Source organism: Leptospira brenneri (assembly GCF_002812125.1).
GTDB lineage: Bacteria > Spirochaetota > Leptospiria > Leptospirales > Leptospiraceae > Leptospira_A > Leptospira_A brenneri.
The window spans coordinates 1-17,330 of sequence record NZ_NPDQ01000001.1 but is presented as its reverse complement, the minus strand read 5'-3'; the positions used below and the strand labels follow the sequence as shown (position 1 = coordinate 17,330).

General features: G+C 35.6%; 19 protein-coding genes and 1 other RNA gene. 9 read left to right on the top strand and 11 right to left on the bottom strand.

Annotation, left to right across the window (positions count from 1 at the left end; genetic code table 11):
• Nucleotides 1-111 precede the first annotated feature (111 nt).
• Nucleotides 112-690 (top strand): LURP-one-related family protein, encoded by a 579-nt coding sequence (locus tag CH361_RS00105; RefSeq protein ID WP_100788811.1) that lies wholly within the window; start codon nt 112-114, stop codon nt 688-690.
• 228 nt (nt 691-918) lie between these two features.
• On the opposite strand, the gene CH361_RS00100 is transcribed toward CH361_RS00105, so the two are convergent.
• Nucleotides 919-1,674: an SDR family NAD(P)-dependent oxidoreductase gene (locus tag CH361_RS00100; RefSeq protein WP_100788810.1), complete on the bottom strand. Its 756-nt coding sequence runs from the start codon at nt 1,672-1,674 to the stop codon at nt 919-921.
• A 207-nt stretch (nt 1,675-1,881) separates the two neighbouring features.
• Here CH361_RS00100 and CH361_RS00095 point away from each other — a divergent pair, with 207 nt between their 5' ends.
• The 4 genes from CH361_RS00095 to CH361_RS19640 all read left to right on the top strand — a co-directional run bounded on the left by CH361_RS00095 (nt 1,882) and on the right by CH361_RS19640 (nt 5,809).
• Nucleotides 1,882-2,766, top strand: a complete 885-nt coding sequence (locus tag CH361_RS00095) for an AraC family transcriptional regulator (protein ID WP_100788809.1) — start codon at nt 1,882-1,884, stop codon at nt 2,764-2,766.
• Between the two features lie 255 nt (nt 2,767-3,021).
• A complete protein-coding gene (locus CH361_RS00090) occupies nt 3,022-4,440 on the top strand; it encodes an OmpP1/FadL family transporter (RefSeq protein ID WP_100788808.1) in 1,419 nt (472 codons plus the stop codon).
• A gap of 87 nt (nt 4,441-4,527) precedes the next feature.
• Nucleotides 4,528-5,007, top strand: coding sequence for a GyrI-like domain-containing protein (locus tag CH361_RS00085; protein WP_100788807.1), 480 nt, complete (start codon nt 4,528-4,530; stop codon nt 5,005-5,007).
• Between the two features lie 619 nt (nt 5,008-5,626).
• Nucleotides 5,627-5,809: a hypothetical protein gene (locus CH361_RS19640; protein WP_165782213.1), complete on the top strand. Its 183-nt coding sequence runs from the start codon at nt 5,627-5,629 to the stop codon at nt 5,807-5,809.
• 23 nt (nt 5,810-5,832) lie between these two features.
• Here CH361_RS19640 and CH361_RS00075 read toward each other — a convergent pair whose 3' ends face one another.
• From CH361_RS00075 to ssrA, 5 genes are all read right to left on the bottom strand, one after another.
• Entirely contained in the window at nt 5,833-6,801 is a 969-nt protein-coding gene (locus CH361_RS00075) for a hypothetical protein (protein WP_100788806.1), read from the bottom strand.
• Nucleotides 6,802-6,836: 35 nt separating this feature from the next.
• Nucleotides 6,837-7,553, bottom strand: a complete 717-nt coding sequence (locus CH361_RS00070) for a metallophosphoesterase (RefSeq protein ID WP_100788805.1) — start codon at nt 7,551-7,553, stop codon at nt 6,837-6,839.
• Between the two features lie 504 nt (nt 7,554-8,057).
• Nucleotides 8,058-8,600 carry a hypothetical protein gene (locus tag CH361_RS00060; protein WP_208861351.1) on the bottom strand — a complete coding sequence of 181 codons (543 nt, stop codon included), beginning with the start codon at nt 8,598-8,600 and terminating at the stop codon, nt 8,058-8,060.
• Complete coding sequence (locus CH361_RS00055) at nt 8,597-8,974, bottom strand: MliC family protein (RefSeq protein ID WP_100788803.1); 378 nt, start codon at nt 8,972-8,974, stop codon at nt 8,597-8,599. The genes CH361_RS00060 and CH361_RS00055 overlap by 4 nt, the downstream gene beginning before the upstream one ends.
• Nucleotides 8,975-9,468: 494 nt before the next feature.
• Nucleotides 9,469-9,820: a transfer-messenger RNA gene (gene ssrA / locus CH361_RS00050) on the bottom strand.
• A gap of 97 nt (nt 9,821-9,917) precedes the next feature.
• Between ssrA and CH361_RS00045 the strand changes: the two genes are divergently transcribed.
• Genes CH361_RS00045 through CH361_RS19800 form a run of 4 tightly spaced genes read left to right on the top strand, consistent with a single transcriptional unit; the run spans nt 9,918 to nt 13,116 of the window.
• Nucleotides 9,918-11,060: an LIC13341 family surface-exposed protein gene (locus CH361_RS00045; RefSeq protein WP_100788802.1), complete on the top strand. Its 1,143-nt coding sequence runs from the start codon at nt 9,918-9,920 to the stop codon at nt 11,058-11,060.
• Between the two features lie 6 nt (nt 11,061-11,066).
• Nucleotides 11,067-11,720: an FFLEELY motif protein gene (locus CH361_RS00040; RefSeq protein WP_100788801.1), complete on the top strand. Its 654-nt coding sequence runs from the start codon at nt 11,067-11,069 to the stop codon at nt 11,718-11,720.
• Nucleotides 11,717-12,454, top strand: a complete 738-nt coding sequence (locus CH361_RS00035; protein WP_100788800.1) for a flagellar motor protein MotB — start codon at nt 11,717-11,719, stop codon at nt 12,452-12,454. The genes CH361_RS00040 and CH361_RS00035 overlap by 4 nt, the downstream gene beginning before the upstream one ends.
• A 23-nt stretch (nt 12,455-12,477) precedes the next feature.
• Nucleotides 12,478-13,116, top strand: coding sequence for an LA_2478/LA_2722/LA_4182 family protein (locus CH361_RS19800; protein WP_244279431.1), 639 nt, complete (start codon nt 12,478-12,480; stop codon nt 13,114-13,116).
• Nucleotides 13,117-13,590: 474 nt separating this feature from the next.
• Here the strand turns inward: CH361_RS19800 and CH361_RS00025 are convergent, their stop codons facing one another.
• The 5 genes from CH361_RS00025 to CH361_RS00005 all read right to left on the bottom strand — a co-directional run.
• Nucleotides 13,591-14,061, bottom strand: coding sequence for a hypothetical protein (locus CH361_RS00025; RefSeq protein WP_100788799.1), 471 nt, complete (start codon nt 14,059-14,061; stop codon nt 13,591-13,593).
• 3 nt (nt 14,062-14,064) lie between these two features.
• Complete coding sequence (locus tag CH361_RS00020; RefSeq protein ID WP_100788798.1) at nt 14,065-14,640, bottom strand: hypothetical protein; 576 nt, start codon at nt 14,638-14,640, stop codon at nt 14,065-14,067.
• 220 nt (nt 14,641-14,860) lie between these two features.
• Nucleotides 14,861-15,139 (bottom strand): hypothetical protein, encoded by a 279-nt coding sequence (locus tag CH361_RS00015; RefSeq protein ID WP_100788797.1) that lies wholly within the window; start codon nt 15,137-15,139, stop codon nt 14,861-14,863.
• Nucleotides 15,140-15,337: 198 nt separating this feature from the next.
• Nucleotides 15,338-15,769 carry a DUF3806 domain-containing protein gene (locus CH361_RS00010; RefSeq protein ID WP_165782212.1) on the bottom strand — a complete coding sequence of 144 codons (432 nt, stop codon included), beginning with the start codon at nt 15,767-15,769 and terminating at the stop codon, nt 15,338-15,340.
• A gap of 285 nt (nt 15,770-16,054) precedes the next feature.
• Nucleotides 16,055-17,330: S8 family peptidase (locus CH361_RS00005; RefSeq protein WP_208861350.1), on the bottom strand; the 1,276-nt coding region annotated here is incomplete at its 5' end.

Sequence of the window (17,330 nt, the reverse complement as noted above, 5' to 3'; positions counted from 1 at the left end):
TAAAAGTACGATCGTTCGTTTTTTTAGTAAAGTACTTTTTTGCAGTTTGGAAGGTGGTTTTGACTTATTTTTTCACTTGAGTTTGCTCGGGTTTTCTTACAATCGTGGCCTATGCAACAGTACACATTTAACAAATATTTTGCTAAAAAAAGTTTTTTGAAAATTTTTGGTGGTGAAATTCGTATCTTTGATGAGAACAAAAACGACCTTCTCTTTTTTGTAAAACAGAAAGCTTTTAAATTAAAAGAAGATATTACGGTTTATGCAGATGAAACAAAAACAAAAGAACTCTTAAAAATAAAAGCACGCAGTGTGATTGATTTTTCTGCAATTTATGATGTGGTTGATGTCCCTTCGAATGAGGCAATTGGGTCTCTTCGTCGAAAAGGTTTTAAATCTATATTAAAAGATTCTTGGGAAATTTTAGACACTAAGGACCAAGTGGTTGGCTCGATTGATGAAGATAGTATGTTTAAGGCAATTCTTCGCCGATTTTTAACCAATTTAATTCCTCAAAAATTCTTCATTACATTAAACAAAACCCAGGTGGGAGTTTTAAAACAAACTTTTAATCCATTTGTTCCTCAATTCAATATTGATTTTTCTTCTGATAGTGCAAAGTCACTAGATCGAAGAATGGGTATTGCGATTGTAATTTTGTTACAAATCATTGAAGGTAGACAACAATAACTTTTGGAGTGGTAATTCAATTTAAACTCCGCGTTAAGGATCCATAGGGCTTGGTCACCTACCATCGTTAGATGGTGGGGGACGGGAGCGTTTAGCGCACCCCGGAGGAGCCTGGCCCTTGAAAAATAAAATGTTTTTATAGAAAAAAATTGGGAACGCCCAAATGAAAAATCCATTACGGAACTTCCTCTATCTATTGGTGGTTCTGTAATGGATTTGTTTGATAATTTAAAGTAAATGTCCACCTGAGACTTCGATGTCTTGTGCTGTGACCCAACCAAAATCATCTGAGAGTAAATTTACAATCACTTTGCCAATGTCTTCGGGTAAACCAATCCGTTTGAAAGCAGTTTGTTCTGCTAATGGTTGGATGAATTCTGGATATTTATCAAACACTCCATCACCAAAATTACTATGCGTGGGTCCTGGTGAGACTGCATTTACACGAATTTTACGAGGAGCCAGTTCATTTGCCAGATAACGAGTCCAGGTTGACAAAGCCGCTTTCAGAGATCCATAGATAGAATACCCAACAAAAGCTTTGTTACTCGATGAACTGGAGGTGTTGACAATGGATCCGTTATCTTCCATAAGGCCAATCAATTTTTGTGATAAAAAGATGGGCCCTTTGTAGTTGGTATTAAGAATTTGTTCGAAGTATTCTTCTGTTAATTCTGTGAAAAGCATTGGGCCGCCGATTCCACCGTTATTGACTAAGTAGTCGAAACTGTTTCGGTTCCAAACTTCAGAGAGTTTGTTTTTTACTTCTTCCACAAATTTCGGAAAAGTATCTTTTTTAGTGAGATCTAGTTTTAATGCGACTGCTCGCACTCCAGGATTTTTTTCAATTTCACTGACAACGGCATCTGCTCGGTCTTTGTATGAATTGTAAGTGAGGATCACACCTATACCTCGTTTGCCGAGTTCCAATGCAGTTGCTTTGCCAATCCCGTTACTTCCACCAGTGATGATTGCTACTTTCATAATTTTCTCCTATTCCTTTGCCTTATTAATGATAAGGGTTGATGAAGAAAACTATAGTTGATTTGGGGTTTTGGAACAAGATCCGATTTTACCAGTTTATTGCCTAAAACTACCGATTTAAAAATTTTTAACGAAAAAATTTCTAGAAAAATTAATTTTTTTATCTAGTGAGTGCCTAAAAATCTCATCATATGCTATGATCTTAGGATGCAGGAAATTCTAAAGGAAATGATTGGGCTTTGTTCAGCTGCAACTACGGAACCAACGAAGACGGAGTTACCGCGAGTGCTCATCATCCAAGGAGAAGTGCCGAAACACCAACTGGCTGCCATTTATGAACCAATGGTTGGTCTTGTTTTGCAAGGGAGTAAAACGGTTTCTATTGGAACACAAGTCATCCATTTGAAACCAGGATCTTATTTTGTGATCCCAACGGAAATGCCAGCTACTGGATTTGTAAAACAAGGTCCGAATGGATTGCCATATATTTCGATGGGGATTCAATTGGATCGGACGATTTTAACTGATTTGTTAAAAGATATCCCATCTAATAGTAATTATTCGAATATTGGGACAAGTGATTTTTCTGTATGTAAAGTTACCACTAGTTTTTTGGAAGTTTGTCTTCGAATGCTCCGACTTTTAAAAACCCCTGAACACATTCCCGCATTAGCTCCTGCATACGAAAGAGAGATACTCTATCATGTATTGATTGGCCCAGACGGTTGGAGGCTTCGACAGCTATTCCAAACAAGAGATAAAGAATCGAGTATTCATCAAGCAATCCAATGGGTGCGTAATCATTTCATAGATTCCTTTGAAATCAATCAATTGGCAGATAGAGCTTGTATGGGTATCACTACATTTCATAGGCAATTCAAAGCGATTACTGGTTTGAGTCCGATTCAATTCCAAAAACAGTTACGATTGTTAGAAGCACGAAAACTTTTAACCTTTAGTGGTTATTCTGTTACAGATGCGGCATTGGATGTGGGATATGAAAGTACTTCCCAGTTTAATAGAGAATACAGTCGATTTTTTGGAAATTCCCCTGGAAAGGATTCAAAGATATTAAAGGAGATGGTTCTTTAACTAATAACTGAAGTGAAACAAAAGTTAGTTTGTTTCTTTTTGATTCAATCCTGACGTTTTGAAAATTTTACAGGACAACTCGTACCCGGAAAGAATATGATAATCAACATTTTGCCTAAAATATAAAGAGAAAGGAATTACATATTCTGCTATATTGGAAATAAATTCTATAAATTGAAGGAGTTAGATTGGAATTTTGCCTGTAATGAGGAAATGGTAACCAAAGGAAACCCTTAGGTTATCAGAGGAAATTACATGGACTTAAGAAAAAAAAGAATCTACACCTATTCTCTCTTAGTTTTGACTCTCGTTTTGTCCTTCGGAAATCGTCTCGAAGCCATTGATGGTCTCACGCGTAATGCATTTAACGCACGTTATGAAGGTCTTGCGGGAACTAATACGGCTTTGGGGGGATCGGCAATTGATGTGGCTTTAAATCCTGCGAATCTTTCCATAAAAAAAGGAAAACTTTTAGAATTTGGAGCTACCAACTCTACGATCTACACAAGATACCAAGATCGTTTTTTGGATTCTAATCCTCAGTATGTTTATTCGAATGATAAAAAATCTGCAGTGAATGCACCCGCCCCTTATATCGCATTCAAAACTCAAGTCACAGAAAACTTAAATTATGGAATTGCATTTTATGTATCAGGTGGAGCCAAAGGCGGAGTGGATAAAATCACTCGGAATACTCCCACCGGACAAACGTTAAATGATTGGGGTGATTTAGCTCTTCCCGCAGGAATAGGAGACAATCCACAAGTGAAGGAATCGAATTCTAATGAGTTTGCAATTGCGAGATTGGTCAATGGGATTTCGTATGATTTTGGGAAACTTTCCGTTGGAATTAGTATTGAAGGGCTTTATGGATACCAACGACTGAACCAAAAATATTATGATTTAACTGGATCTGTTGAAGTTCCTGGTACGGGATCCTATTACGAGAGTAGTAAAAAATCTTTTGCCTTAGGTGGAATTTTTGGGCTTAATTATAAAGTCAACGAATGGTTACGCATTGCTTACTCCTACCAAGCGCATGCTTCCTTACCGATGAATGGTCATTATACGGTCGGTATTAATAATCCGGCATACTATCGAACAACAGGGGTTTCTTATTTTTTTAATATGCCTGAAAAACATTCCTTAGGTTTTGCTTTTGGAGCAGATAATCTGAAAGTTGGTTTGGACTTTGTTTATACGAATTATGGGTCCTATTTAAGAAAAGTAACGCAGAGATTGGAGGATCCTTGGCTTGCCACACCGGTGGGTAACGTACAGGCAGGTGATGCTCAATTGAATTTTAGAGATCAGTTTGCAGCTCTTATTGGGTTAGAACATAAAATCTCAGAAAGTTGGATTTACCGTTTGGGATATAGTTATAATACACTTCCCATTAAAAGTAATGGCCTTGGCGGATCGACGGGTGGATTCTTTTCGTTACAACATGTGGTTGCCGCTGGTTTTAGTTATCTCTTTGATAAGTGGAGCATTGATTTTGGAATCAGTTACAATGGTCCAAGAAACAAGATTACCGGTGCCAAGGGGACAGATTGGGATTTGTCTCATTACATTCGTACAGGCCCTACTTCTTTTAATGGATTGGGTTATAGTTACAATGCAGAATCTTCTTTTGTGAACGTTACCTTAGGAGCCACTAGAAGTTTTGATTGAAGTTACATTATAAAAAAACATCGAAGCAATATAAAATTCTAATTAATATGGAGTTGAAATTATAGATTAGAATTTTATATTTTGTTTATGGACTCAAAAATTGTTACCATCGAACGAAAGTTTATTGTTGGTTATAAAAAAGAAATGTCCCTTGTAGACCATCAAACTGGTATTTTGTGGAAAAATTTTATTCCTAAACTTAGTCAGATTTTGAATCGGGTGGATTCTCTTTTGATTTCCGCTACGGTTTATCCTTCGGATTACTTTGAAAATTTTCATCCCAGTCATCATTTTATTAAATGGGCGGGTGTGGAGGTTTCAGATATAAAAACGATTCCTGATGGTTTGGAGGTATTAGAGATTCCGACGGGCCTCTACAGTTGTTTTGAATATAAAGGTCATCCGAATGATGCGGGTCCCTTTTATCAAACAATTTTTCAGGATTGGTTTCCTAAGTCTGGCTATGAATTGGACAATCGTCCTCATTTCGAAGAGATGGGAGAAAAATACAAAAATGACGATCCTAACTCAGAGGAGCTTGTTTATATTCCGATCTTAAAAAGATAATGAATGACTTTCTTGTTTTCGTTCCGCTAGAATACGTTAAGCGATGTTTTTATTTTTGATTTTCTATTGTTTCACCTGGTTACTCTGTTTTTTCCCTCAGAAAATTGTTTACCTTCCTTATGGAAAATTTTGGCGTTTAAAAATATTGTACGCAGAAGGAGCCAGTTTTCTCTGTTTTTGTTTTCTAAGTTGTTCTCGCCCAGATTATCAAGATAAAAAATATTGGCAGGGAATCGCCATACACGAGTTTACTCACCAGCGCCAACAGCGGTTATTTTCTCCATTTCTATTTGGGATTCTTTATTTTGGAGAGTGGGTTTTTCGTAAGTTCTATTACAGACAAAGTTGGTATGATGCTTATTCGAATCTTCGTTGGGAAAAAGAAGCAGAACTGGCACGACTTAAATATGAAGGAAATATTTCTTAGATCGATTTAAAATGAGGAGCGGTATATAAAAGGCCTGTTCTACGGTAGAGTAAGAAAACCTATAACCTTTTTGTGCATAATATAGTTAACAATGGATTGGCGAAAATTAACCTCCCGATTGAGAATGAATAAACCCCCATTCTCTCCCCTTTGCCATTCGTGAGATGTGAAATCATATAGGAATTAGAGATTTTGCCTCATCTTCACTTTCTAGAGAAAAAACTTTTTTGGTTCTGGTGTGATTATTTGTGTTGGGCAGTGACCCAAGGTAAAAATCCATCCTTATGGACAACGAATCCTTCTAATGTGAATCAAATTGATCCTGCGAATGGAAAAAGTTTCGGTTATTTTTTACCTAAAATCACGGTGAAATGAAATTAAGAAACCTAATTCATCAACTAGATTTTGTAAGTTCGACTTTGGATTAGATTGATTTGGCTCTTCAGTATATCTCCCATTAAATACTCTGACCATAAACCTGCGTACCAATTGAAAGGTGTATTGATATAAAAATGACTAGATAAAGTTAGTTTGCATGTTCCGTCGGATAAACTTTGTAGTCGATATACATCCTGCAATATATCCACATGTTTCCCACCAAGAACAATATGTTCATCCATCACTTTTACAGGAATGGTATTTGGATTAATATTGATATTGAGAACCAGTAGTTGTTCATTTTCTAATTTCGCGATTGTTTCATTGAAAAATAGTCCTTTATCATAGATTGCAATTCTTCGGCCACCTATTTCCAGCTTCTCAATCGTTGTGCTGATATGCCTAGGGAACCCTAAGAAAGTAGATAAACTATTTTTTTGTTCTTCAGGTTTGATTTCGTTAATGTTCGTCAGTTCTTTCCAAACTTGCTTTGATGAAGCTTTAATGATAACAGATCTTGAAATGTAAAAATCCTTTCTACTTGATGTAGTGTCTCCTTCAATGAATCCTAAAACAAGTGGCAAACAAAGGATAAAAGAGCCATACAAAGTATTACGATTTTTTTGATTTGAATCTCTATCATTTTTCTTTCTAATTTGAGAAGCTATAATTCCACCTAAACTAGCAGTGAATGCAAATAAAGGAAAAATCATTAACCAACAAATCGTTCCTTCAATATTTAAAGCAATAGTGATACACATTAAAATAGCGCATGGCAAAAAAGGTTTGAAAATTATACTCACCATACTCTTTGTTTGATCTTTTGGTAGAAGATAAATAGTCAAAAAACCTATCGTAAGGGGCGCAAGCATAACAAAGCTTATACTGATTATACTTCCCAAAAATTGATCTAATAAATCATGCAGAATCCGTAACAATAAGCCATAAACTGTTGCCGCTGTGACTGCCAAGGTTGTCGATTTTTCCATGTTACTATAATTCCTTTTTGTAATGATTTACAAAATTAATCCTTCCGATTCCCATTCACTTGAAGAAAAATCATATCTCTTTTGCAGTTGAATCTTACGGGTAAAGTATCTCCTAATCCTTTACTTATGAAATAATGGCAACCGTCTTTTGTTGCTTTAAGAATGTTCCATTTATAAAAAAATTTTCCAGGATAAAGGGCACCTTCCTTTTTCCAAAATACAAATTGGCAACCATGAAGGTGGCCAGCAAAAACCGTGTCATGGTGTTCTTTTAGTTGTTCGATGGAGTTGGGGTTATGCAAAACCAAAATGGAAAAATCTGATTTTTTCTCTTCATTTTTCATCAAATTTCCTGTAATTCTAATTGTAGTGTTATTGATTCGGAGATGGATTGACTCTTTTTCAATCCAAAAGACATTATTTACTTCCATAGTTTTTTTAATTTTTTCAATTCCGAAGAAATAGTCATGATTGCCTGCAATTGCAAAAAGATTTTGCCTATGTGATAATGAAACAAGTAATATTTTTAATTGAATAAGTCCCTGCTTTGAATCTACATAATCACCGCCAAACAAAATCATTGTGGGATTTAAATCTTCGATCTTATTAGTGATTTCGTAAATTTTTGTTTTCGTAAAAAAATTTAAGTGTAAATCAGAGAGAAACAAAATGCTGAAATTATCTTTGCAATTACCATTCAGCGTTTCTTTTCTAATTTCAAATGGAAAATTATAACCTATCTCTAATTTCATCCTTGTACCATATCAAAATAGCTATACAGCCAACTAACCAAGATCGAAGTGGATTCTTGAAATGGAACAATCCCCAGATCATAAATAGAGCAATTGGAATCACATTAACTATAAGATGTATCAGTCCTATTTGATATGTGTACTTTATACTTGTGGCAATGGGGTTTGTTTTCTTATCAAAAAGAATGGGAAAAAGAAACAAAAAATGCACTTCTACGAAATAGAAGATGATTACCAGCGATGGTAGCAAAAACAAATTGATTTTGGTAATTAAAAGTAGAAAAAGGACCGTTACTAAAATTGAAAGTCCATATTTGAAGACTCCATAACCAAAAAAATTGATCGATGGATCATAATATCTTGAATGATTTGGACTGATTTCATTCATCCGATCGAACATCCATTTTGAACCAAAATCTAAAACTTTAAAATCTTGCTGCCAATCATTGTTTTCTATCGATAGGTCTATGAATTTTTTAGCCTGCGTTAATAATTCATAAAATTTCATTTGATATAAATAAAATGGAACCAAGCTAACCAAGCGATACCATTTCCAAAAATCAACATTTGATGGTATCGATTTTCCAAATTTCCACAGCGTTTTTTGTGAAATATAAATTCATCATAACAAATGGCCGTGACTGTAAAAATTAGAACAAGAATGATTGGCAGCAAAAATTCAATTGGATTTGCACTAATCATTGCAAACCACATGAGAAAGAACATTGGTAAACCTCCCAACCCAAGGGCAATCGCTTCTACTGTCCTTTCTTTTTTTGATAATTTCATACGGAGTGTTTTCCTATGAAATCTCCAATCTAAAAACCCGCCAATCGTAGCAATAGTGCCCGTAATGATGATCACAAAAAATTGCCAGGATAAATAAGGAAAATATTCTGTAATCGAAAGTTTAGGATTACTTTTAAATAAAATAAGAAAACAAAAAAACATTCCTGCTGGTGCAAACAATAATACGAGCGAAAAATAATTTTGAATAAAGTTAAATAGAGTCATATAAAAAGTATGTTTTACTAAAATCGTTCTCACCGATTTTCCTGTTTGATTATTTCTTTAAACATACCTGTTATCTCCCAATCACCTTTTCCATCCGGTTTCATCATAAAAGCTTCAACACCTTTTGTCCACCAAACTAAAGTTTTGTCATCGGTATAACGAACTCCTGATGCTGCCTCTGCTTGATTCAACGTAATCAATTGTTCATAGGGAATTTTTAGAGTTACAGAAAATGTATTTTCTCCATCTAACGGATTGTGATACATAGCCGTAACTTTTTGACCATTATGACCTTGATAAACTGCTTTGATTTCTTCGTAAGCAGGTGTACAAAAGAAAGTAGGTAGGAAAATAGCAGCTATTATAGCAATCTTAGAGAAGAATTTCGATTGGTAAGATGTTTTCAAAGTAATTCACCCAATTCTATCACATCAAATGACATAACTCAAATAGGAAAAAGAAATTACAAACGGTTTCTTTCTCTCGCATTCGTTCTCCTCTCATCGCAAATTGTTTGTTAAATGATATCGGGAAGTCAAGAACAGAAAAGAATTCTCATAAACTTTAGCGTGATAACCTAGTGGAGGTGTTTGTTGCGAAAAGCACCCAGGGATGGGTGCGGGCGGGAGCTCTGGACCAGGGAGGGCCAGGCGAACGCGAGCAAGGAATGCCGAAACAAATACCGAAACTTTGGAGACGCTCGGTGAGTCGGTCTCCGGTGCCTTCCCATCCGGGTCAGGCAACCTCCGACCCGTCCCGCTCGAGGTCTCAGGCATCGTGCCTTCGACAGAAACAGCTTCACGCTCCCTATGGGTCGCTACTGTTTCTGACTCTCGCGGTCGTTCGACTCCCTCGTAAATCTTTTGTTAAATGGATATTGAATTGTGACTACTGGAAAGAAATGTGGAGACGCCGGGAGTCGAACCCGGGTCCTATCATCCTCAAATGCAGCTTCTACACGTTTAGTTTGCAAATAAATTTCGGAAAGACTTACCCTACAAACGGGGGACTAATTCCTATCCTACTTAGAGTTCAATCCGGTTCGAAGCGGGCAACAAATCCGAAAGGTCCTTAGAGAGGTGTCGGTTTCCTAGCCACCTAAGGAAACAGCCAGGGAAACCGTAGAGCTTAAAATTAAGCTGCTAGAGCAAATTCGTTATTTGCAGTTATGGTTTTGAAGGTTTTTAAGAGGTCCCTCACCCCTACGTGCCACTGAATCCAAGCCAACAACAGTCGAAACCAATGTCGTCCCCAATTCTTAATACTTAGACGAGTAAAACAAAGGAGTTCGAAAGGAAAAGCAAAAAAGGTTGAATTGGAGTTTTGGTGTGATGGAATGAAAGAATTCCTATGAATTTATCCATTCCGTTTCGATTTACAGTGACTTTACTTTTCGCATCGCTTTCTTTCGTATCTTGTTCTCAAAAGGAAGTCCCTTCCGATTCGGAAATTCGGGCCGCCATCTACGGCAGTGACCAGGGACAACCGGTTCGTGTTTTAGGCCAAAAGCAGATCAATTTGGATGAAACCCCAGAAATAGAGACCTTGGTTTTGTTCCAATCTGGGACAAGTGAAGTTCTAGCAGCTTTTCGTAGAGATGGCTCGAGTTGGAGCTTTCTTTGGAAGTTGGAATTTTTCCTTCAAAACTTAGGGGAAATGTTCTATGATGCGAAACTGAAAACCTGGGTTCCTGGATCGGCTCCGGGAAAAGAAAAGGTTACTTTTTCTGGGGACTGCCTGCGTCGGATCGTTTTAGCGGAACTTCCTGGAGATAATTTTAATTCCGTATTTATTGAAGTTCTTTCCGAAGAACCACCGTTAGGTTTATTTTCGGTACCGATGGGATACCGCAAAGGGAAAAAAATATGGGATGGGCTTCAACTGAAAGAACACGAAGAATTAAAAAGAAGTAAACGTGTGGATTTTGAATACAGTAACAAAGACAAATCTTTTCGTATTTTTCCAACAAATCCCAATTATTCTCAAGAATTTGTTTTTAATGGATGGGAAATGATTCCCAATCTTCCTATGCAACCAGTTCCTTCTTTTGTGTCTTTTGAAGTGACTCCAAAATTTGAAATTGGAAAAGAATCACTTGTGACGTTACAATTAAAGAATCGTGGAAACTATGTTAGTTTGGCATATTTATCTTTGTCATTCCCCGAAGCTGGAAGTGTTCGATTGGCAGGAGAAACTCAAGGAGTTCGTTTATATAAAAAAGGCGATATTGTATTTAACGTGATTGCAAATAAAAAGATTCCAGCGGATTATTCCTTGTTGGAAGTTACAAAAGAAGGTTGGGCAAATAACTTTCGTTATGGAATTAAATTTTATTACACACCGAAAGATTCTGTTACACCGAAAATTTTATTTCGTTCTACTTATAAATTTTATCACGAGATTGTTTCTATCCCCAATCAATTTTCAATAGCACCATTTGAGAGAGACCAACAAGGATTCCCTTCCTATCTTTTGGGAGCGCCGACGAACTAAAATAAAATGAAATATCAGCTCACGAAAGAAGTCACACTTGCAAGAAGAGAGATTGTTCGTGTCCAAGTAGATCGATTTCACCTATATTATTATGATTTTTTTCATCGAAATGAAACTATTGAAATGGCGAAATTTTTCTTTGAAACAGTTTATAATTTAGATGGTAAAGAAGAATGGGAATCCTTAGCTTTCACCACTTATGACAAAGTGAAAAATATGATGAAAGAGGGCACAAGAGAAAGTGTCGAAAGATTGATAGAACTCAATTCCCTCACTGACGAATTGGACATCAGGATGGCAGAACTTCTTCTTTCTAAGGGTTGGAAATTAGGTAAAGAAATGAGCCAAGATGAATATTTCTCTTTGTTTTGTGAATTGGATAGCCGTGAAATTCGAAAAAAACAATTAGAAGTTGTTCTTTTTAATCTTAAAAAATTCTATGAGTTGGCACATAAACCGGTAAGTGCATATATCATTAAACCTGCTGCAATGATGTCTCGTTTTTTAGGAGTCTATCCTTTGTTTAAAAAAGTTGAGCAAGGTTACTACGCGACTTTACCAGTGAATCAGGATTTATTTAACGAGTTTTATGCAATGGTAAACGAAAAGGAATGGGCTTTTTTATATAAAGCCTTTCCTAGTCTCAAAGAGGAAATATGAGAAGACGCTCTAGGTTTGTATCGAAAGAAGAAGAACATATAGAAGCGCATGACCGTTGGTTATTGACTTACGCTGACATGATCACTTTGCTTTTAGGTCTTTTTATTATTCTTTATGCAATTAGTAAAGTTGATGCCAACCGCCTAACGGAAGTAGCAAAAGACATCAAACGCGGATTTGGTCTAAATGTCAGTTCCGTAGGTGCGATTTTAGAAGGTGGGTCTGGAATCTTAGAAGATGACACTATGGAACCTAAGTCCCAAGTGTTTCGACTTTGGGAACGTATTGGATTTGCTTTGAAAACACTTCGCGAAAAGGCAAAGTTAAAACTTGGGCTTGCTGAAACGGAAGAGTTGAAATTAACTTTTGCGGGATCTGATTTGGCTTCGGATGATATTTTAAAAGCTGATCCAGATCTTAAATTTGCTTTTGAACAACTGGCGGTATTATCAAAAGGAATGGATATTGATATTGTAGTTCGCGTACAAATACCTTACGAATCACAAATTGATAAGTCAAAATTTCAAAATTCATGGGATTACCATTCGCACAGAGCTTCTTTACTTGCGGAAAAATTAGTGAACGAATATGGAATTCCCAAAGAACAAGTATCTGTTCAAGGTTATGCAATGTTCCAAAAATCAAAAGAATCAGACACTCCAGAAAAAAAAGCTAAAGAAGAGCGGATCGAAATCCTTATTCGTAAAAAAGAAACAGCTGAAACGAGCAAATAACATAGGAACAGTAATAATAAAATATGAACTTAAAAAGTTTACTTAATTCGATATTTCGTGGGAATAAACGCGATACAGTTAACACACACTTGATTTTGGGGAATATGCGCAATGCGATTAATAGACATGGTTTACGTAGACTGGAAGGGGAACCGGTAAATATGCGCAACGCGATAATTACTAATAGTTTGGGGAATAAACGTAATGCAATTATAATCAGTGTGGTCTCAGGATTTAAACGTATTACGATTAACACCCAACCATTCCATTTACCTATACTTCTATCTGCATTTATCCTCGTTTTTGTTGTTTCTTGTAAAAAAGAAAAAGGGATTGTGAATATAGAATGGCAGAATGAATCTTTAAGTTTAACGGCAGAGATTTGTGCCAAATACAGAAATTGTGCAGATAAAGAGTGGAAGTCCATTCCTGAAAATCTAAAAAAATTTACTGAAGGCCGATTGGAAGAAACTCAATGCCAAAAAAGATTTCGAGAAAGTAATGCATACAAATTAATAGGTGCTGATCCTTTAGCGATTCAATCTACTTATAAAGAATGTCATGGCAACATTTTGCGTTTTAGCTGTCAGGATTTACAAGAAGGGAAGATTGATACTGTTGGGGCTTGTTTGGCTTTTCAAAAGATTCAAAATGGAAATTAGTTGGATTTGATTGACGTTTGTAACGGGAGAAGGGTGTTGTTAGTGGGAAATAAACGCAATGCTAATATAAGCTTTCTGGCAGGAGCGATAATCATTTTGATCCAATATTACTGCTGAAAATTTGCGGAAATCATTGTAATCTGTTTATAAAGTTATAGAGAAGGGTAGGTAGGATGCTTTCGCAATGGTTTTTATACGTAATACGGATATAAACCTGGAGAAGAAGGAATTACTATCCGTTTAGCGTATATTTCCCGATAAAATTTGAGAGAATAAACGTAGTGCAGATATAAGCATCCTACAAAAAACTGGATTGATTAACAACAGTTAATTGATAGATGGAGTTTTCTTATTGTATGTCCAAAAAACTTCTAATCATCTTATCACTCTCAATTTTTAACTGCACTAGCTATGTACTTTCCCCAGGAGTATCTTCTGATTCGGAAATACCACTCGTCGAAGTACTTTCTTCATTCAATCATCATTTTTTATTTTACCGGATGTGATTCCTAATGTTTCAAAAGATATTTTTCGAAACGGAGTTTGACCATCAATGGTTCCATCAACATCTGCTATAAGCACTGGGTATGGCGATTTGCGAAGGTCAATCATCAAAATACCTTCAACTTGATAGTCATTTCCTGTTCCCCAGTTATCAATGATGTAAGCAAAAGGAATCACTCCTTCGCGTAACTCTGGTGAGAAAATTTCATCATCACCATTATCAAGGATATATTTGCCAAGAACATTTTCTTCTTCAATATCGCCAAACCTATCGTAAAAATCTATTTTTTTGTTTTTAGTGGTAGAGAACCAATTGAATAGACGAATGTTTTTCTTCGTTTTTTTCATACCTTCAAATGGTATGGTTATGTGAGCAGACTTCCCAAATAATGATTTGTAGTCTCCAATCACTTGGTTGAATGGATCTTCGTATTGATTCATTGTTTATTTAATCGAAATGCTATCTATAATGAGAAAAGAATGCAAAAGAATATTTTTCCATTCTTCATCTTGAAAATTGGGATGATAAATAAGATTAATGGTAACTTTATAAGTTTCTTTTGTGTCTTTGAAATAATAGAAAGCATTGATTTTGTTACCTAATAGTTCGCCCGGCCCAAAAAGAATGGTTGTTTTATCCGTTTTAAAAGAAGTTAATTCCATCCATTTATTCATTTCGTAAGGAGTACTTCCGAAATCTTTGATTTTTGATTCTTGAAGAATCGTTTCATAAGATTTTAATGAATGGGGTATTGCCAACACAGATATTAATAAAGAAAAACAATCCTTTTCTTGAATACAGTCAGCTTTAAAAAATGTGATCGGATACTTGTCCGTATTGTGAATGCTATCGACCCGTTTTGCGATTTTTGGGATAGTGATTTCCATAGACTGTACTTTTTGTACTTCAGTGGAAGAGAAATCAATACCTCTAAAAGTATTTTGAATTTCCGATTCCGTAGCAAAAATCGCGATTATTGGAAAGGCAAATAAGGTAATCAATTTGATTGTATTTTTCATTGTTTTTATGAGATTTTGAACTTTGTCTTTATTTCACCTAACAAATAAGGATGATTGAAAATTCAAATTCAGTAATTTTTTCATCAGTAAATTATTAACTACTGAAGAAAGTATATATCTGCTGTTCGTATCTATTGCAATACGATAAATCAAGAAAATTTTTCGAATATGTATTGTTTTTTAGGGAATCAACTCTTATTGCTACAAAAGTTTTTGAATGTCATGAAGTTGAGGTCATATTAATGAGAGAATATCTTTTCTGAAACCAAAAGTCTTTACAGAATAAAATATGTAACAAGGTGTAAAATTCAATCACACCATGACTTGTCTCCTGAAGCAATTGCTTTGCATTGTTTGCTGTCACACCAAGATTTTTCTCCGCTGGCCACACCCCTGCAGTCGTTGTCATTGCACCAGGACCTATCTCGCGACGCCCAAGCTTTGCAAAGATTAGAAGAACAAAAAGATCTAATGCCACTCGCCACACCTTTGCAGTCATCACTATCACACCAGGATCTATCTCGTGAGGCTATTCCTTTACAATCATTCGTGCTGCACCAAGACTTCTCTTTACTAGCAATGCCTTTACAATCTGCAGTAGACAGATTCGATAGATAGCGATCGTTCCAGTCAATAGCCCAAAGAGTAAAATGAGAGATAAACAGGAAAAGAAGGAAGAGAATGTATTGGGATTTTTTCATTTCGATAAATTCTCAAATTCTTTTTCTACTACACTAGTCCATATTGGTTCAAAGAAATTGATATCTTGGTTACTCGGATCAATGCGCTTCCAAACAGAATTGATAGGATAAACTTCCGAGCCTGTTTCACTCACAAGTGCAAAATCAGTTCCAAAACTATCGGTGATTACCGCCCATCTACATTTTTTATGATCTTTTATATATTTTCCAAACAAAGATCCAAGCCCTACCGCAATTAAATTCTCCGGAGCTTTGTTATCGGTTTTATCTAATTTCCATTTTTGAAAAGCAGCATCCAAAGTGCGGGGATTTAATTCTTTGTTTTTGTTATACCAATCAAGGATATCATAACCTATTGTGTTGGATCTCTCCAACCATTCGCTATCCTTTGCATTCAATTCACGAACTTTTCTTTCTGAATGATTCATAGAGGAAGGGTCTCCAATTATATTAGAACAAAATAAAATATAAATGATGAGGGTTAATTTTTTAAACATGATTTAGAGATACTCTAGGGAAGGTACTTGGATGTCTTCCGCATTCAAATCTTTGATATAATTTCCTCAGTGTGGCTCGAAGTTTACTGATAAGTCATGACGGATGGAACGTCACAATCTCATACTAAGCAAGAGCTATATAAATGTCGAAATCTAAAAATTAAAACGTTTTTTTCTTCATTCGAATCAATCAATTAAAGGCAAGGGTTTAACTGATTATAACTCGATTTTAATCTTGTTTGCTATCTCAGTGTAGATATCAACTGCACTACTCTTTGTTTTAATTGTAACTAAAAGTGAAAATCGAATATTATTATTAAATTTTCCCAATTGTTTTCTTGTTTTCCACCAGCCACCGATTGGATACACACAAATACTCTCTTTTTTGGCTAACTGTGCTGCAGTTCCTAGCCAAACATCCGAATGAATTGAGCCAAAAGTTCGAAGTTTAGATCCAAATACCCATTGGCTATTTTCAGGATTTGAAAAATTAGATTCATATTTTCCACTTTCCAGTTTTTCTCTTTCATTCTTATTGATTCTTTTCTTAAAATTTTCAAAATTTTCTGTTGCAGCAATCGAATCAAATCTTAAAGCACAAGACGAATAAGTTTTGGCATATTTTGTATCTATTTTTTTTACATTAGGTTCAATAAAATAAGACAAGGTAACTTTAAGCTCAACATCTTGATCGTAGATTGTTTCTAAAGCATTCACAGGGAGAGGTAAATTATAAAATTTGATTTCATTTGTTTTGATACTGTTGTCAATATTCACAAATGGCTGGATTTCATCTTGGATAATTAATGTACAAAAACTTTTTCCGCTCTTAAGTGCAATATTCAAGTCAGGGTGCCCATATCCAAATTTTCGAAGTATATTCAATTGCTGCGTTTGGTTTTCTTTCTTAATTTGATCATAACTTAGATTCAATTTTTGATAATCAGCTGAATGAACTAAAAGTCCACGAATTGTTTCTGGCCAAAATTCAGAATATTCTGAACCAACTAATGCAGCATATCGGGAAGCTTGTGCGGTTGCGGCGCTTGTATCTAAACAATGCGTTAACAATTTATTTTGAAAATCGCTTCGAGTAGTAATCAGAGAAAGGGAATCATTATTTGTTACAAATCCTGTTTTGTCTTTCGCATAGTTTCCACCCTCCATGACTATCTCTGGTTTGATTGGCCAATCAGACTCATTCCATAACAAAGAAGTAGTACTTGTCGGAGATAAATCTCCTTTGTCAGCAATCACGTCTAGCTCAGGAAATTTAACAATATCAATATCCACTTTTTCCGTGAAAGCACCCACAGATATGCAATTCCAAGCCTGCGATGGATTCTGAACTGAATTTAATTCATTGGAGACCGGATAATTTTTTATCTCGTTATGTTCCAAGTTTCCTGCAGAAATCGGTAGGTTCAAGAATCTAATGCAACAAATCCCGATAATATAAATCGGAGAAAAAATGGCAAAATACACGAGAATT

Bases quoted from the DNA above. Each gene is read 5' to 3' on its own strand.
- CH361_RS00105 (WP_100788811.1), top strand. From the start codon at position 112: ATGCAACAGTACACATTTAACAAATATTTTGCTAAAAAAAGTTTTTTG.
- CH361_RS00100 (WP_100788810.1), bottom strand. From the start codon at position 1,674: ATGAAAGTAGCAATCATCACTGGTGGAAGTAACGGGATTGGCAAAGCA.
- CH361_RS00095 (WP_100788809.1), top strand. From the start codon at position 1,882: ATGCAGGAAATTCTAAAGGAAATGATTGGGCTTTGTTCAGCTGCAACT.
- CH361_RS00090 (WP_100788808.1), top strand. From the start codon at position 3,022: ATGGACTTAAGAAAAAAAAGAATCTACACCTATTCTCTCTTAGTTTTG.
- CH361_RS00085 (WP_100788807.1), top strand. From the start codon at position 4,528: ATGGACTCAAAAATTGTTACCATCGAACGAAAGTTTATTGTTGGTTAT.
- CH361_RS00075 (WP_100788806.1), bottom strand. From the start codon at position 6,801: ATGGAAAAATCGACAACCTTGGCAGTCACAGCGGCAACAGTTTATGGC.
- CH361_RS00070 (WP_100788805.1), bottom strand. From the start codon at position 7,553: ATGAAATTAGAGATAGGTTATAATTTTCCATTTGAAATTAGAAAAGAA.
- CH361_RS00045 (WP_100788802.1), top strand. From the start codon at position 9,918: ATGAATTTATCCATTCCGTTTCGATTTACAGTGACTTTACTTTTCGCA.
- CH361_RS00040 (WP_100788801.1), top strand. From the start codon at position 11,067: ATGAAATATCAGCTCACGAAAGAAGTCACACTTGCAAGAAGAGAGATT.
- CH361_RS00035 (WP_100788800.1), top strand. From the start codon at position 11,717: ATGAGAAGACGCTCTAGGTTTGTATCGAAAGAAGAAGAACATATAGAA.
- CH361_RS19800 (WP_244279431.1), top strand. From the start codon at position 12,478: ATGAACTTAAAAAGTTTACTTAATTCGATATTTCGTGGGAATAAACGC.
- CH361_RS00025 (WP_100788799.1), bottom strand. From the start codon at position 14,061: ATGAATCAATACGAAGATCCATTCAACCAAGTGATTGGAGACTACAAA.
- CH361_RS00020 (WP_100788798.1), bottom strand. From the start codon at position 14,640: ATGAAAAATACAATCAAATTGATTACCTTATTTGCCTTTCCAATAATC.
- CH361_RS00015 (WP_100788797.1), bottom strand. From the start codon at position 15,139: ATGACTGCAAAGGTGTGGCGAGTGGCATTAGATCTTTTTGTTCTTCTA.
- CH361_RS00010 (WP_165782212.1), bottom strand. From the start codon at position 15,769: ATGAATCATTCAGAAAGAAAAGTTCGTGAATTGAATGCAAAGGATAGC.